This window comes from Mycoplasma miroungigenitalium (assembly GCF_013008635.1).
GTDB classification, from domain to species: Bacteria; Bacillota_I; Bacilli_A; order Mycoplasmatales; family Metamycoplasmataceae; genus Mycoplasmopsis; species Mycoplasmopsis miroungigenitalium.
This window is the reverse complement of the sequence record NZ_CP053096.1, coordinates 182,462-199,071: the sequence shown is the minus strand read 5'-3', so window position 1 is coordinate 199,071 and position 16,610 is coordinate 182,462. Positions and strand designations below refer to the sequence as shown.

13 protein-coding genes are annotated in these 16,610 nt (G+C 29.6%); 4 read left to right on the top strand and 9 right to left on the bottom strand.

Annotated features, from left to right (window positions below):
* Positions 1 to 273: 273 nt before the first annotated feature.
* The 3 genes from deoD to deoC are packed head-to-tail and all read left to right on the top strand — an operon-like array spanning position 274 to position 2,961.
* The gene (deoD, locus tag HLA87_RS00925) at positions 274 to 984 is read left to right on the top strand and encodes a purine-nucleoside phosphorylase (RefSeq protein ID WP_171111020.1); all 711 of its coding nucleotides are present in this window, start codon (positions 274 to 276) and stop codon (positions 982 to 984) included.
* Position 985: 1 nt separating this feature from the next.
* A complete protein-coding gene (locus tag HLA87_RS00920) occupies positions 986 to 2,284 on the top strand; it encodes a pyrimidine-nucleoside phosphorylase (protein WP_171111018.1) in 1,299 nt (432 codons plus the stop codon).
* 14 nt (positions 2,285 to 2,298) lie between these two features.
* Positions 2,299 to 2,961, top strand: coding sequence for a deoxyribose-phosphate aldolase (gene deoC / locus HLA87_RS00915; RefSeq protein WP_171111016.1), 663 nt, complete (start codon positions 2,299 to 2,301; stop codon positions 2,959 to 2,961).
* Positions 2,962 to 3,064: 103 nt separating this feature from the next.
* On the opposite strand, the gene glyA is transcribed toward deoC, so the two are convergent.
* From glyA to HLA87_RS00885, 6 genes are all read right to left on the bottom strand, one after another.
* The gene (gene glyA / locus HLA87_RS00910; RefSeq protein ID WP_171111014.1) at positions 3,065 to 4,318 is read right to left on the bottom strand and encodes a serine hydroxymethyltransferase; all 1,254 of its coding nucleotides are present in this window, start codon (positions 4,316 to 4,318) and stop codon (positions 3,065 to 3,067) included.
* Between the two features lie 9 nt (positions 4,319 to 4,327).
* Positions 4,328 to 6,505: a phenylalanine--tRNA ligase subunit beta gene (locus HLA87_RS00905; protein ID WP_171111012.1), complete on the bottom strand. Its 2,178-nt coding sequence runs from the start codon at positions 6,503 to 6,505 to the stop codon at positions 4,328 to 4,330.
* Complete coding sequence (locus tag HLA87_RS00900) at positions 6,477 to 7,181, bottom strand: uracil-DNA glycosylase (RefSeq protein WP_237022749.1); 705 nt, start codon at positions 7,179 to 7,181, stop codon at positions 6,477 to 6,479. The genes HLA87_RS00905 and HLA87_RS00900 overlap by 29 nt, the downstream gene beginning before the upstream one ends.
* Entirely contained in the window at positions 7,168 to 8,124 is a 957-nt protein-coding gene (gene pheS, locus HLA87_RS00895; protein ID WP_171111010.1) for a phenylalanine--tRNA ligase subunit alpha, read from the bottom strand. Before pheS ends, HLA87_RS00900 begins: the two co-directional genes overlap by 14 nt.
* The gene (locus HLA87_RS00890) at positions 8,114 to 9,337 is read right to left on the bottom strand and encodes a replication-associated recombination protein A (RefSeq protein WP_171111008.1); all 1,224 of its coding nucleotides are present in this window, start codon (positions 9,335 to 9,337) and stop codon (positions 8,114 to 8,116) included. Before HLA87_RS00890 ends, pheS begins: the two co-directional genes overlap by 11 nt.
* Positions 9,338 to 9,421: 84 nt before the next feature.
* The gene (locus HLA87_RS00885; RefSeq protein WP_171111006.1) at positions 9,422 to 11,095 is read right to left on the bottom strand and encodes a glycosyltransferase; all 1,674 of its coding nucleotides are present in this window, start codon (positions 11,093 to 11,095) and stop codon (positions 9,422 to 9,424) included.
* 194 nt (positions 11,096 to 11,289) lie between these two features.
* Here HLA87_RS00885 and HLA87_RS00880 point away from each other — a divergent pair, with 194 nt between their 5' ends.
* Positions 11,290 to 12,876, top strand: a complete 1,587-nt coding sequence (locus HLA87_RS00880) for a hypothetical protein (RefSeq protein WP_171111003.1) — start codon at positions 11,290 to 11,292, stop codon at positions 12,874 to 12,876.
* A 33-nt stretch (positions 12,877 to 12,909) separates the two neighbouring features.
* Here the strand turns inward: HLA87_RS00880 and dnaK are convergent, their stop codons facing one another.
* From dnaK to HLA87_RS00865, 3 genes are all read right to left on the bottom strand, one after another.
* Positions 12,910 to 14,679: a molecular chaperone DnaK gene (gene dnaK / locus HLA87_RS00875; protein WP_171111001.1), complete on the bottom strand. Its 1,770-nt coding sequence runs from the start codon at positions 14,677 to 14,679 to the stop codon at positions 12,910 to 12,912.
* A gap of 83 nt (positions 14,680 to 14,762) precedes the next feature.
* Positions 14,763 to 16,145 carry an MAG0480 family ComEC-like protein gene (locus HLA87_RS03665; RefSeq protein WP_373422498.1) on the bottom strand — a complete coding sequence of 461 codons (1,383 nt, stop codon included), beginning with the start codon at positions 16,143 to 16,145 and terminating at the stop codon, positions 14,763 to 14,765.
* Positions 16,070 to 16,567 carry an MAG0490 family ComEA-like DNA-binding protein gene (locus tag HLA87_RS00865; protein WP_171110997.1) on the bottom strand — a complete coding sequence of 166 codons (498 nt, stop codon included), beginning with the start codon at positions 16,565 to 16,567 and terminating at the stop codon, positions 16,070 to 16,072. The genes HLA87_RS03665 and HLA87_RS00865 overlap by 76 nt, the downstream gene beginning before the upstream one ends.
* Positions 16,568 to 16,610 lie beyond the last annotated feature (43 nt).

Sequence of the window (16,610 nt, the reverse complement as noted above, 5' to 3'; positions counted from 1 at the left end):
TCTGCTAAATGCTAATAAATAATACATTATTTTTAAAATTTAGATAATTTTTCAGTTTAATAACTGATAATTAAATTAAAAATAGAAACATTTCCGGTTTTTACCGTATTATTTTGGTTTTATTTACTAACGGAAATGATTATTTTTTTATAAAGTGGTAAAATTAGTACATAAGTTTTACTTATATTATTAATAAGAAAGACGTGTACTATATAAATCACACTTTATCAGGTTTAACATCGCTTTCAAATCATAAAATTAGAAGGAGAATATATGACACCACACATTAACGCCAAAAAAGGCGAAATCGCCAAAACAGTTTTAATGCCTGGAGATCCATTAAGAGCAAAATTTATTGCTGAAACTTTTTTGGAACCAGGTTACAAATTAGTTAACACTGTTAGAAATATGTTTATTTACACAGGAAAATACAACGGTAAAGAAGTTTCTATTGCCGGATCAGGTATGGGTTGCCCATCTATTGGTATTTATAGCTACGAATTATTTGCATTTTACGATGTAGAAGAAATTATTAGAATTGGTTCAGCAGGTGCTTACGTTGCTGACTTGCCTCTATATCAAACATTTTTAGCTACTGAAGCTTACGCTGATAGTGACCACTTCAGAAGATTAGTTTTAGGAGATAAATTTGCATCTAATTTAGCATTACCATCTGCTGAACTAAATGATGAATTAAGAGCTTCAGCAAAAGCTCAAGGTATTGATTTAGCTGAAGGACGTGTTCACTCATCAGACGTTTTCTACTCAACTTTAACTGTTGAAGACAGAATTAATCAAACAAAATCAGCATGTGTTGAAATGGAATCACTTGCACTGTTTACTAATGCTGAAAAATTAGGTAAAAAGGCCGCTTGCTTATTAACTATTTCAGACAACTTAGTTACACACGAAGAAACATCACCTGCTGAAAGACAAACAGCATTTACAAACATGATGAAAGTAGCTTTAGGAGTGGCTAAATAATATGCGTATAGTTGATTTAATCGAGAAAAAAAGACTAAATAAAAGTCTTACAAAAGAAGAAATAAACTTTTTAATTTCATCATATGTTTCTGGTGAAACACCAGACTATCAAATGGCAGCATTCATTATGGCTGTTATGTTTAACGGAATGGCTAAAGAAGAAATTGCTGAATTCACACGTGTTATGATGCTTTCTGGAGATGTTATTGACTTGAGTTCAATTCCAGGAATCAAAGTTGACAAACACTCAACTGGTGGAGTTGGAGATAAAACAACTTTAGCTGTAGCTCCAATTGTTGCTGCTTGCGGCGCACCAGTTGCTAAAATGTCAGGCAGAGGTTTAGGCCATACTGGTGGTACCCTAGATAAATTAGAATCAATCCCTGGATTCAGATTCGAATTAACCGAAGCAGAATTTATTGAACAAGTTAAAAAACACGGTATTGCAGTTATCGGACAAACTGGTCAATTAGTACCAGCTGACAAAAAACTTTATGCATTAAGAGATGTTGTCAACTGCGTACAATCAATTCCATTAATTGCTTCATCAATTATGTCTAAAAAATTAGCTACTGGCTCTGATGCTATATTACTAGATGTTAAATGTGGTAATGGCGCATTCATGAAAAATGAAGAAGAAGCAATTGATTTAGCTAAAACAATGATCTCAATTGGTAAAGAACTTAATGTTGATGTTAGAGCTGAAATAACTAACATGAACAGACCAATTGGTAGAGAAATTGGAAATAAAAATGAAGTTCTTGAAGCTATCTGAACATTACAAGGTAAAGGACCTCAAGATTTCAATGAATTAGTTAAATCTTCTTGTGCAACAATTCTTTTACAATCTAAAATTTGTACAGATTACGAAGAAGCTAAAGCAAGAGTTCAAGAAGTTATTGACAATGGTAAAGCATTGGAAAAATTCTATGAATTTGTGACTATTCAAGGAGGAAATGCTGAAATCTTAAAAGATGCCTCAGCTTTCTGAAAACCTAAATACAAACATGAAGTTATTGCACAAAATGAAGGTTATCTAGAAATTTTTGATTCATTAACTTTTGGTGTTGTTGCAATGAAATTAGGAGCTGGTCGTGCTAGAAAAGAAGATTCAATCGACTTTGAAGCAGGGATCACATTGAATAAAAAAACAAATGAAGTTGTTAAAAAAGGTGATGTTTTATTCACTCTATACTCTTCAAACCCAATTGACTTAAAACTTGTTGAAGAATTATCTTCAGCATACAAATTCAATGATAAACAAGTTGAAAACAAAATTATATTAGCAAAATTAAGCTAATTCAGGAGATTAAAATGAACTACAATCAAATGATAGATCATACATATTTAAAAGCGGATGCCACACAAAAAGACATTGACAATCTAATTGCAGACGCAATTAAATACAATTTTAAAACTATCTGCGTTAACTCATCATGAGTACCTTACGCTAAATCAAAATTAGCTAACACCGGCGTTGGCATTACATCAGTAATTGGTTTCCCTTTAGGTGCTTGTTTAACTAATGTTAAAGCATTTGAAGCACAAGAAGCAATCAAAGCTGGTGCTGATGAAATTGACATGGTTATTCACATTGGAAAAATGAAAGAAGGCCAATACGAATATGTTCTAAACGACATTAAAGAAGTTAAAAAAGCCTGTGGTAAAAACACATTAAAAGTTATTGTTGAAACAGCTTTATTAACTAAAGAAGAAATTGAAGAAGTTACAAGAATTGTTATGAATTCAGGAGCTGAATTCATTAAAACTTCAACAGGATTTTCAACACGTGGAGCTTCATTAGAAGATGTAAAAATTATGAAATCTATCTGTGGAGATACTTTATTAATCAAAGCAGCTGGTGGAATCAGTAACAAAGCCGATATGATTGCAATGGTTGAAGCTGGAGCAAATAGATTTGGCACAAGTCGTTCAATTGCTATTGTTGAAGGCAAGGATTCAAACGAAGGTTACTAATTACTTTTTAATAGGGCACAATACCCTATTTTTTTATGCACTTTTTAACTAATTTACAGATATTTCTGTACTTCAGGTAATAAAAAATAAGGCAGTGCCTTATTTAGTATTCTGTAATTATTGGGAATTCATGAGTTAATTTTTTAACTTCATTAATAATATTTTTCGTTTTAATTTTGTCCGATAAAATTGTGTCGTGTTCAGTCAAGATTGTATCAATAATTGAAGCTAATTTAGATCATTTTGTAAATTGTCTTGAAGTCATTGCGGCAACACCAATTCTTATACCCGATGAGACCATTGGACTTAATTCATCATTTGGTATAGTATTTTTATTGACTGTGATATTAAATTTACCAAGTAAGATTTCTGCATCTTTGCCAGTAATTTTATAGCTTTTATAAACATTGATGGTAAACAAATGATTCTCAGTTTTTCCTGATACTATTTCTATATTTTTATTTATAAATCACTCACTGAATTCTTTGGCGTTTTTGATAATTTGACGTCCGTATTCCTTGAACTCCGGTTTCAATGCCTCGCCAAAAGCAACAGCTTTTCCGGCAATAGCATGGAATAGAGGACCACCTTGATAACCGGGAAAGACTCATCTATCAATCTTTTTCGCTATTTCTTCATCATTAGTCATGATAATTGCACCACGGGCTCCTCTTAATGTTTTGTGGGTGGTTGATGTAATTATATCTGCATAACCAACAGGAGAAGGGTGGACACCAGCAATTATCAATCCCGAAATATGGGCAATATCTGCCATTAGTTTTGCTCCGCAGGCGTCAGCTATTTCTTTAAATTTTTTGAAATCAACGATTCTTGGATATGCAGAATAACCACATATAATTACTGCCGGTTTTTCTTTGATTGCTAGTTCTTTAATTTTATCGTAATCTAAAACGCCGTTATTGTCAACTTCGTAAGGTATTGATTCATAGAAAATACCACTAAAACTAATTTTATATCCGTGCGTAAGGTGCCCTCCTGAATTTAACGATAGTCCCATTATCTTATCGCCTGGTTTTGCAACCGATGCCAATGCTGCTGCATTTGCAACTGAACCTGAATAAGGCTGAACATTTGCAAATTTAACGCCGAATAATTTTTTTAGTCGCTCAATTGCTAACGATTCAACTACATCAACATTTTCACACCCACCATAATATCTTCTTCCGGGATATCCTTCGCCATATTTGTTTGTTAAAACACTTCCAACAGCTTTTAAAACATCATTGGAAACGTAGTTTTCAGAAGCTATTAACTCAATATGTTCATTTTGTCGTTTAACTTCATTGTTGATTGCTTTTTGTATGATTTTGTCGTTTAATACTATTTTTTTGTACATGCATACCTCTTAATTATATTGATTATTAATTTGGTCAATGATATTGCTTTCTGCAGTTATTCTTATTGTGATTTTATTGCATACATCAGTAACAAATTTGTCAATTTGTTCAATCGCAAAAACATTGTATTTTGAATTGATTTCGTCAATTTTATTTCCTATATTTTCTTTCTTACCTAATTCAAATGTAATATCTAATGATTTTAATGGACTTGAATCGTATTCATTGAAAACTAATTGATTATTCAATTTAATATCTTTGAATTCAGCAACTCATAAATCGTCTTTTGCATAACGAGGGTGAATCTTCCCAATTCAGCCAATCATTTCATTGTTGAACATTATTTTTGCTGATACATTTGGGTGAATATACTCATTATCAACAAATGGAACAAAAACGAGATTTGATATTTTTAAATAATTAACAATATCTTGTTTTAACTCTGCAAAACCTTTAATATTTGTTACTAAACCTATTACATATTTATTGTTATTAATCATTCCTTTTTCAAAAATGTTAATTTTATCAATTTTACGTTTTGTGTTGTAGTTAGCAACTTGTAGCATTGAAGTGATTATTGAGTTTCTGATAACTTCTCTTTCTTTTGAAACAAATGTTTGCAATTTAATAGTATTTTCAAAACCAAATGGATTTAAGTAATTATTTAAAATACTATCTAATGTGAAGGTTCTAACTTCTTTATAACCCATTGCTTGAAGTAATGATTTTGAAATATCTCTTTTATCAACTTTAAATGGAATCAAAAGAGTTGCAAGTGGTTTGAAATTAGCGTAGCCGTAAAATCTGAAATATTCTTCAATAACATCTTCAAATGTTTGAATGTCTTTACGATAGTTAGGTGCAACAATTCTGTTTTTATCCATTCTAAAACCAATTAGTTTTAGTTTTTTCTCTGTATCTTCAAATACTTTTAGTCCGCCCAAATCTGTGTTGGCATAAAGCGCTAGTTTTTTACGATTTTGTAAAACACTATTGCCCAATCTTGATTTAGGTAATCCAATAACATTGCTAAATGGGTGTTTATCTACAAAAGCTTTATATTGAAGATATTTCATTCCAAAACGCAAGATATGAGCATTAACGCCACGACCACCTTGAATAGATGAAGCAGAATCGATTTTTACTTCTTTTGCTCCATGACGAACCTTTTTCGAATCAAAAACCCCAATTTCAAATGCGATGTGAGTTGTGTCATTTTTTACAGCTGTTTCAGAACATCCCATTACGCATGCCAATGAAATTAAATTGTTTTCGTCAAAAATAGCCAATGTGTCATTGACTTCTATTTCCTTATCGCCGAGTATTTTAACCTTACCAGTATAATTTCGACAAGTAAGTTTATTACCGATTTTGTCTTTGTCATATGCATGTGTAGGTGCCCCAGTGTAAAGCAATGTTAAATTAGAAATATCTACAGCCCAAATATTTTTTGCTTCAACACCGTGTTTTGCCAAAAATAGCATATCTAATAAGTTTGTATTGGTTTTATATGTTTTACATTCCATAAAAGCTAAATAATCTGCTTGATGTTTAGAAGGGGAAATCTTAGTTTTATACTTATTAATTATTTTTTTATTATCTCAATCAAATCATTTAAATTCGGTATCGTAATACGCTGCTAATTCGCGAGCTAATACATAATATGAATTAGCGTCAGAACGATTAGCGGGTGTTGTAATATCGATAATGTAGTCGTCTAGTCCGAAGTATTCTACAGGATCTATGTCTAATGGCAATGGTTGTTCAAGCATCATTAAATCTTCTTCTTTAAAAGGCAATTTCGATATATCGAAACCTAACTCATTAAAGTTTGAGAGCATGCCTTGTGATTCTATTCCAGCCATTTTTTTGCTGCCAAAAATAATATCCCCTTTAGAAGATCCTTCAACAAATGCGGTAGTGTAACAACCTATTTTCGCATTTTTTGCGTTTGTTTGTATTGTGATTTGTTTATTGTTCGCAAGCTCTAATTCTACAACGGTTAAATTTTTAGAATTTGGGTTTTGATATACGTTTATAACTTTGGCAAATTTAACTCCCTTAACATCGCTAAGTGGTGTGATTGATTCAACCTCATATCCCAGATTATTAATGTCTTTTTCTACTGTTAAATCTAGTTTTTTATTTGGTAGAAATTTATTTAATTCTTTTAATGTTACTATCATGATTTTCCTTTCGCAAACTAAAATCAATTGGTTTGGTTAATTTTTGATTTACTTTTTTATAGAAACTAAAATCTTTAAAACTATTTATTGTACGTGAATATGATAAAGGTGACGGGTGAGAGCAAGCAATAATTTGGTCTTGGTTAATCAATTTTAAATCAATGAATTCCTTAACAAAATTAAGTGCTTGTTTCCCTCATAAACCAAATATTACCTTCGGATTGAATTTAATAATAAATTTAATTAAATTCTTAACAAATATGTCTCATCCCAAAGCAGAATGTGAGTTCGGAGTTTTACTTCTGACACTCAAAGCTGTGTTTATTAGTAAAATTCCTTGATTAGCTCACGATTCTAGTGAATAGGTTTCAATAATTGAATTTGGATAATCTTTAATTAGTTCCTTAATCATATTATTTAAACTACGAGGGCATTTGTTTTGTCTTGTACTAAATGCGAGACCATCGGCTTGCCCAGGCAGATAGTATGGGTCTTGACCTAAAATTATCAATTTGGTATCTTCAGGTTCAAAGAATTTTAATGCTCTAAATCTGTCTTTTTCAGCCGGAAAGATTTCGTAATTTATTTCTTCTTGTTTAAGTTTGGATTGAAGTTCTACAAAGTAGTTTTTCTTTTTCTCGATATTAAGAAAAGTATCGAATTTATTTTTCAGCATTAAATTGGTTTAGTGTTCTTAAATCGTTTGTATAGAACTCACGAATATCTTTAATTCCATACTTAACCATTGCTATTCTTTCGATCCCAACACCAGCTGCAAACCCATTATATTTTTTGTTGTCATAGCCGGCTGATTTCATTACATTTGGATGCAACATTCCAGCACCTAAAACCTCGATTCAACGGTTTTTGTAAAAAATATCAACTTCAACACTTGGTTCTGTAAATGGAAAAAAACTAGGTCTTAATCTTAATTCTAGTTCTTCTTCAAAAACATAGCTCAATAGGGATTTTAGAGTTCAAATAAGATTAGGGAAGCTAACATTGCCGACGCTCACAAAATCAAGTTGAGTGAATTGATGCGAGTGAGTTGCGTCGTCTTCATCATTACGGTAAACTTTCCCTATTGCAAAGTTATTTAGTGGTTTATTTGCATTTTTTTCTAATTCCGCAGCACTAATTCCAGTATTGTGCGTTCTCAGTAATGTTGTTGGGTTTAAGTACAGTGAGTCATGCATTGCTCTTGCAGGGTGGTCAGAAGGCATATTTAATTTTTCAAAGTTGTAGTAATCAGAACAAATTTCACCTGCCGTGGATTCAAAATATCCATTTTGGATGAATCAATCACGCATTCTATTTTCGATGATTGTGATAGGGTGCAATGATCCCGTGGTTGTAACTGGTTGAGTAACGTCAATAAATGTATTATTAACTAAGTCATCAATTCTTTTGTCTTCTAATTTTTTTTCAGCTTGTTGAAATAATTGTTCATAATCTGATTTGATTCTGTTAATTTGTTGCCCAATTTCTCTCTTTTTATCATTTTGGGCTGTTTTTAATGCAATTTGTAGCTGGGCTAACTCTCCTTCTTTTCCATAGATTTTATTTTTGGCTATTTTTAGCTCCTCAAATGTATTGATTTCTTCAATATTAATTTTCATCTTTTTTGTCCTTTCAATTTGCTATTAGATTATAGTAGTCGGTAGTTTTTTTATTATCATTTTTACTTGGAGTAAAAAACTTCATATTTTCAATTTTTTTAGGTAAATAAGTTTGATTGACTCATGAATTTGGGTAATCATGAGGATATTTGTAATTAATTCCGTAGCCGAGTTTAGATGCAGAAGTAAAATGGGAATCTTTCAAGTGTTTAGGAACTTCAAAAATATTTCCTGCATCTATAAAATCAAGCATTTTATTCATTGCTTTGTATGTTGAGGAACTTTTCGGGGAAAGTGCTAATTGGGTAATTAAATAGAAAATTGGTATGTTGGCTTCTGGGAAGCCTAAACGCTCAACCGCATTTAAAACAGCTTCAACACGCAATGAAGCATTAGGGTCTGCAAGACCAATGTCTTCGTACGCCACAGCAGTTAAACGCCTAAATAGACCTTGATAATCGCCGCTTTTTAAAATTATTGCTCCTCAATATAATGCTGCATCAACATCAGAACCACGCAGAGACTTATGAAATGCTGATAAATGATCGTAGTGTGCATTTGAGTCTTTATCAACATAAAAATTTATATTTGGTATTAACGTCTTAATAATATCTTCGCTAATTTCTTGACCGTTGCTTAATGTAGCAATCATTTGTAAATTATTTAAACAAAACCGATAATCTCCGGTTGAATTCCTAATCAAACATAAAATATTATCGTCGCTTATGTTTAATTCTGGGTAGTTTTGTTTAATAACTACTTTTAGTGCTTCCAAAACGTCATGTTCATCTAATTTATTGAACTGCAGAATCTGCATGCGGCTTCTTAATGCTGGGTTTACTCTAAAATAAGGATTTTCAGTTGTTGTTGCGTAAATTATAACTTTATCAAATTCAAGATAAGAAAGTAAGATATCTTGCAAGTTTTTTGTTAGCCTGTGGATTTCATCTATGATAACTATGTCATTATTATTTATCATTGTAATTAATTCATTTTTGTTATCTACACTGGCATTAAATAAACCGTATTTTAATCCTAAATCATTAGCTAAAGCAATAGCTGTCGAAGTTTTCCCAACTCCTGACTCGCCAAAAAAAATGTAACTAGTATGAATGTTACTTTCAACTACTTTTTTAAGTAAATTAACGATATTTTTTTGACCTATTATATCGTTTAGAGTTTTAGGTCTGAGTTCATTAGCTAAATTATTCATAATAATATTTTAAGTTATAAAAAAATAAAAAATAATAAAAATTAAAAATTCCTAAAACATAATTAAAAATAAGCCTCCTTAGGCTTATTTTGTTTTCATCTCTATATTTGAAAGTAATGAGAATAAAATACGAAAAATTATTGGTATTACAAAGCTTATAGTTAAATAAACTATGAAATAAATACTAATTATATGTACAAATACGAAATTAACAATTACTAATGACGCAATAATTAATAATGCAGAAATTGGGATTAAGTTAGTCAAAAGTTTTTTACCGAATGAAATTTTTTCATTAGTTTTCGGCGTTGTAATGAATTTTGCTTTTATACCAAAAATGGTAATAAATGCTTTAATTCAACAGTCGACTAAAAGTGATGTGTACATGATAAATGTTATGACTGGGTAAAAAATAATTTGGAATGGCACCAACCATTTTCTTTTAGATACTATTGCAATATGAATAAATACTGGTATTAGTGTCGCGATGAAAGATCCGATGATAAGTAAAATGATACAAATGTTATACTCGAAGCCAAAATATAAGTTTAGGTCTATATTTGAAACAACACTAAAGACGTTACTAACAATTTGAAATATTAAGATTAGTAGGTTAAAAACTAAAAACAATATGTTTGAAAGAGAAATGTTTGAAAGAATTTGAAACATACTAAATATATTGTTGTGACGACCAATTTTTCTAATTAATACCCTGAATCACAAGTCGTGATCTCCACCTACAAATTTTAGTTGTCTTACGTAAAATGCATTGAAACTAATTGGGAATTCCTCTGTGTTTACTAACTCAGAAGCAAAAATAGTTTGATATTTATTACTTTTTGCGACAATCGAGGTTGCTATGTCCTCGATTACAATTTCCGGTATTTTGAAATCCATGGCTGATAAGGCATCATTGGAAATCATAGCGCCGTGCCCATATAAAAATGAGTGACCAATAAAATTATAATATTCATTTATTATTGGGAGTTTTCAAGGTATACAACGCGACAATAAATTTTGAAATTGTGTTTGTGGAGAATCTGATTTATGATTTCCTTGTACTATACCTAAGTTAGAATAGTAATAAAAGTATTGTAGACATCGTTCAACAAAATCAAAACATAATTTTTCGTCAGAATCCAATCAAACGTAATAGTCAAATTCATTTTTGTATGACAATAAAAAATTATTTATATTTCCGGCCTTAAACCCTTTTTTAATTTTACGTCTTATAACTGTGATGTTGAGGTGCTGATTTTGTTGAATGAACGAATCTATCATTGAAATATATTTTGGTTTTTTTGAGTCATCTAATATAAAAAAATGGATGTTTTTGTAAGATTGATTTATCGATTCTAATACTGCTTCTGGTGAAAAATCATCTTTAGTTGGATAAAGCAATGCTATCTTGGCATCTGCCATAGAGGCGACATCAATTTTTCTTATTTTATTTTTTGTTTTTCTGAAGGATAGGGAGAAAGCAAGGCCTAAGAAAAATTTCATAAGAAACGTTGCAAACAAGTCAATGGTAAAAATATTCAACAACATTACAAACACGAATAGTACAATCAATCTTCAATCTGAGGGTAAATCAGCAATCAATGTATTATAATTTGATAGTTTGTATACAATTAATCAGCCAAGTGATAGAGAACCCGCAAACACAAGTATTCTCAAAATGATAGATAAAATAAAATATTTTTTTCTATCTAATATGTGGGACTTATATTTAATGTTGTTTTCATCTGTTAATTTCATAGAATAATTTTACACTATTTGATTTTTATATAAACGAAGATAAAGACAAAAATACAATTCTTTTCGCTATTTTTTTAATCGTTCGAATTTAAATAATTTCACTGAATTTCATATTTTATTAATGATAGAGATATTTTTATGAAAATTCCAATTTTTACGTTTGTAGTATATAATAATGCAGATTAGGAGACAATATGAAAAAAATAAAATTTTTGTCAGTTTTGACGATAACGCCAGTAATGTTTTCAGGTTTCGTCGCATCCTCATGCAAAAATAACGAAAACGAAAAAATAGATAACGAAAAATCTACAACTAGTGTAGAAGTTCAGACTGATATTAGTAACAAAAATATGAATGAATTTAATTTGGATGAAAATATTGTTAATGTTAATTATAGTTTTAATGTATCAAATGAATATAACATTGCTTTTTTAACCGGTACGATGCCAGTGCTGATTTTTCAAACAAGCCATATTTTAAATGACCCAAATTTTAAATACATGCATCATGTTAAACAAAACCAAGGGAATGACGAAATACCATCATATATTTGAGTTGATAGGAATCAAAGTTTAAATTATGATTATTTGCCAAAGAATGAGCATTTAAACCCGTTTATTTCTAAAGAGGATCATATTGAATATGATACTTCAAAACACATAATCAGTAAATACGATAATGGAATTGAAAAAACTCTATTACTCACAAGAAGTATTTTAGAGAAAAACCCGGAAGCAAAGATAAATTTCTACATCAATGATTATAATTCGTATCTATATTTCTTATTTATAACATTAAGTAAGGTTAAAAATTATCATTTTTACCTTCTCACCGATGGTAGTTTTACGGAAGTTAATACACTGAAGATATTTAATAATCATGAACCAGATAATACATTATCGGAATATAAAGAATATATAAAGAGCCTTGCTAAGCGAGCTTTGAAAAATAAATCAATAAATTATTGAACTTGAAAGGATCTTAATCTAAAATTTCAAGGTCAAATAAGTCCGTTAGGTTTAAAAATGTATGATTCCGAAAATGTATCAATGATTGCAAACAAATATACCTTCTCTAAATTAATTGATAATAACAATATAACAGACGAGTTTAAATTGTTTACTAATAATGTTATTTTGCCAAATATAACAGATAATAATTTAGGAAAAACTTTTAGTGAAATTTCTAAATCTGATGAAAAATTAACCTTAATGAAAAAGAATTACAATTTATCAAACTCATTGTATGGAGAGAATTTTAATCCTGAAAATACTTTAATTATTTTAGGAACACACAACAGATTTGAGAAAGGTTTATTTTTATACTCGGAAGTACTAAAAATATTATTCCCACAATATAAAATTTACTACAAAGGACACCCCGCAACCCCAAGTGTTCATTACCCGACAAAAATTAACGAATTCAAAAATATGGAAATAAATGATATTAATTCATCAATTCCTGCTGAATTACTGTTTAGTTTTAACAATGAATTAAATGTAGCGGGTTGAACAAGCACTACTTTTGATAGTGATGATGTTAAACATATTAAAGCCGTCTTCAATTTAGATCCGGATAATAAATTGAATAACGATAAAAGAGTTGATTATTCTTTACTTTATATTAATAAGAAAGAAATCAATCATAATAGAAAATATGATGATAAATTTGATAGTGATGAAGCTATCATCGTATTGCCAATAAATAAAACAGATAAAGATTTTGATTATGCTGTTTATGATTCCGTTAAGAAACAACTAGTTAAATATAATTTTGAATAAAAAATGTTCACTTAACAAAAAGTGAACATTTTTTTATTTTGCATCTTCTTCTTTAAAACCTTGATCTTGTTGTTTTTGCATTTCAGCATTTATCATTTCAAATGCTTTGTCAATTTCATCTAGTTTTTGTTTTAATGTTTCGTAATCTTTAGATTCTAACAATTTTTCTAATTCTGAAATTTTTTCTTCCGACATTTTTCTTTGATCTTCGTTTATTTTATCTTTATTTTCTTCTAAAGATTGTTTCATTTTAGAAACCAAAGATTCAGCACGGACAACTGTTTCAATTTCTTGGGCACGTTTTTCGTCAGCTTCTCTGTTAGCTTCGGCATCTTTTACCATTTTATCTACTTCTTCATCGCTTAATTTCGATGAATTTTTAATTACTTTACTTTCTTGTTTACCTGATTTTAGGTCTTTAGCAGAAACAGTGGTAATACCGTTAGCATCAATTGTAAATGATACCTCAATTTGGGCTGTTCCACGCGGTGCTGGTTCAATACCCTCTAAATTAAACATACCTAATGATTTACAGTCATTTGCTAATTTTCTTTCACCTTGAACTACATGAATTGTAACTGCGGTTTGATTATCAGCGGCTGTAGTAAAGGTTTTAGTTTTAGTAATAGGAATTCTCGTATTACGTTCGATTAATGAAGCAACGATACCGTGTTCTGTTTCAATTCCAAGAGTTAAAGGTGTAACATCAACTAATAAGATATCACTTATATCTCCGGCTAAAACTGCACCTTGAATTGCGGCTCCCATCGCAACAACTTCATCAGGGTTTACAGATTTATTTGGTTTTTTACCTAGTTTTGTTTCAACTAGTGTTTGAACGGCAGGCATTCTTGTTGATCCACCGACAAGCAGAACATCATTAATTTCAGATAATGATATTTTAGCATCGCTAAGTGCTCTATCAATAGGTGCTTTACATCTTTCTAATAACGATGCGGTCATTTGTTCAAATTCACTACGTTTTAATTCAGCTTCAACGTTAATTGGGGCTTGTCCTTCAATGAAAATTAAGAAAGGTAGTGAAATATGAGCAATCATTGATGAAGATAAATCAATTTTTGCTTTTTCAGCGGCTTGTTTTAAACGAGCCATTGCCATTTTATTTTCGGTAACATTGTAATTGTGTTCTTTTTTGATTTTATCAACCAATCAATTTACGATAGCGTGATCTCAATCATCTCCACCTAATTCATTATCTCCTGCAGTTGATAATACTTCGAATGTTCCATCGGCTAATTCTAGAATAGAAACGTCAAATGTACCTCCACCAAGGTCGAAAACAAGAACCTTCTTTTCTTCCTCGGTCTTATCTAGACCGAAACTTAATGCAGCAGCAGTAGGTTCATTAATTATTCTTAATACTTCTAGACCAGCAATTTTACCTGCTAATTTTGTTGATTCACGTTGTGCGTTATTGAAGTATGCCGGAACAGTTATAACTGCTTTTTCTACTTTATGTCCAATTTTTTCTTCTGCGTATTTTTTTAGATTAGATAGGATCATTGCTGAAATTTCTTCAGGTTTGTATTCTTTTCCGTTTGCTTTAACGATTTGTTTTGTACCCATTAATCTCTTAATTGATGCTATTGTGTCAGGGTTAGTTTCAATTTGATTCTTTGCATTTTCACCAACTATTGTTTCTCCATCTTTAAACGAAACAACTGAAGGTGTTGTTCTTTTACCATTTAGATTTTCTAAAACTACTGGTGTTCCATTATCTACAATAGAAACAACAGAGTTAGTAGTACCTAAGTCGATACCAATAATTACTTCTTTTGCCATAATTAAAATTCCTTTCAATTTATTTTGTCGAATATATTTACGTAATTATTTTACCACAAATTAGCAGTCTTATATTTTAAGTGCTAATTTTTTTGCTTTTTACAAAAATATCTATATTTAAGGAGAATTAGTAAAAAAATTACTCAAGATGCGTATCATATTAATAAAGAAACTTCACTAATTTCTATGTTTAAGATTAAAATTGGAGAAAGTTTTACGGCTAAATTTATACCTAATTCCAAAGATTCATATATAAACGATAAAAATTGCGGGCTAAACCAAAAAAGCAAAGAACACAAGTACGAAAATTCAATCAAAGGAGTAAATAAAATTATTCATATCATTCCCAAAAGATTAATTGATTTATTGAATTTTATATTAAACGGTAGTGTAAAAACGAAAATCAAAAATGAAACTAAAAAATATTTGAAAAAAACATTTTTTCGGTCGCTAAATATCTTTAAATTATTAATTAACATAATTATGGATGTAACTGAGTATGTCAAAATAAATGAATAACTATATATAAGATAAAAATTTATATAAAAAGTTATTAATGAAGAGGTAGCTAAAGCAATTCATTTATTCTTTTTAAAAAGTTTAAATATATACATTATGAACGCTCTTAGTGGTGGTACAAAATTAGGAATTAAACACAAATAATAAAACGAAATGATTAATGATAACACCTTGACCAATAAGCTAATTTTTTTGTTTTTAATTTTATTGATAAATATTGTAAACGTTTTATAAATTAAATCGAAGTGAATTCCGGATATAACTAGCAAGTGGATTATGTTTAATTTAATTGCGTTCTGTTTTATTTCATTCCCGTTGTCGTTTAAACCAAAAATTATTAATTTTCAATATTTTTGAAACAGTATCGGTTGATTCATACAATAATTATTTATTAAATTTTGAATAGATAATTTTGGTTTTTTAACTTCTAAAACAATTGGCTTTTCCAATAAAAAATCTATATTTTGTTTATTGAAAAAATCATTAAATTTATCTTCATTTATTCTTGGGATGCCTTTTATTTCTATAGTGTTTCCAACATATAAGTTTTCAGCTGTGTTGAATTTATTTTGAAAAAACAGTAAATTAACATTTTTGTGGTTTATTATTGTATATTTTTCGGAATTTTTAACGATACGAGCATTGAATGTTATTGATTCATTTATAGTTATATTTTTATTATTATTTCATTGAATAAAATTGAATAAATAAATTATTACTAGTAGAACAGCTAATAAAAATGACATTTTGCTAAAGATTAGTAGAAAAATAGAACATGAAATTAAAATTACCAACCATAAATATCATAAAGAGAGCGAGGTAATTGATAAATGTAAAAAAATAGGAATAAGAAAACTAATAATTCATGCTGTTATATGATTATGATAGTCTTTAATTTTTTGATGCTTGCGGGCCCAATACCCTTTATCGATGCAATTTTTTCTCAAGTTGGATTACCTATCTTGGTTTTATTGTTTATGATAATTAACGCGATTTTTCTTTTTACCCCTCTTTCAATCAGTTGTTCTACTGTATTTAATCTATCCCAGTAAATTTTATTCGGAGCGGTTTTTTTATATGGTATTTCAATCGTTAAAGATTTGTCAACCAGACTACTAATTGGTACTTTTGACAAATCACTATCATTGGTGATGCCAGCTGTTTTTAAAATATCAATAAATTTAGTTCCGACATCTATTTCGTATTCCCCAGGATTATTTACTGCACCTTTTACATTAACAATAACTGTTTTTTTCTTTGTATCGCTTATTTTAATTGTCCTTTGATCGTTTGCAAAAGATATTGTTATAGCTCCAAAAAATAATAAAATAACCCCAAATAAATATTTCGTAATTCTTTTTTTTCTCATACTTTTAATTAGTCAAAAATTAAAGAAGTTATTGAAAAAGGAA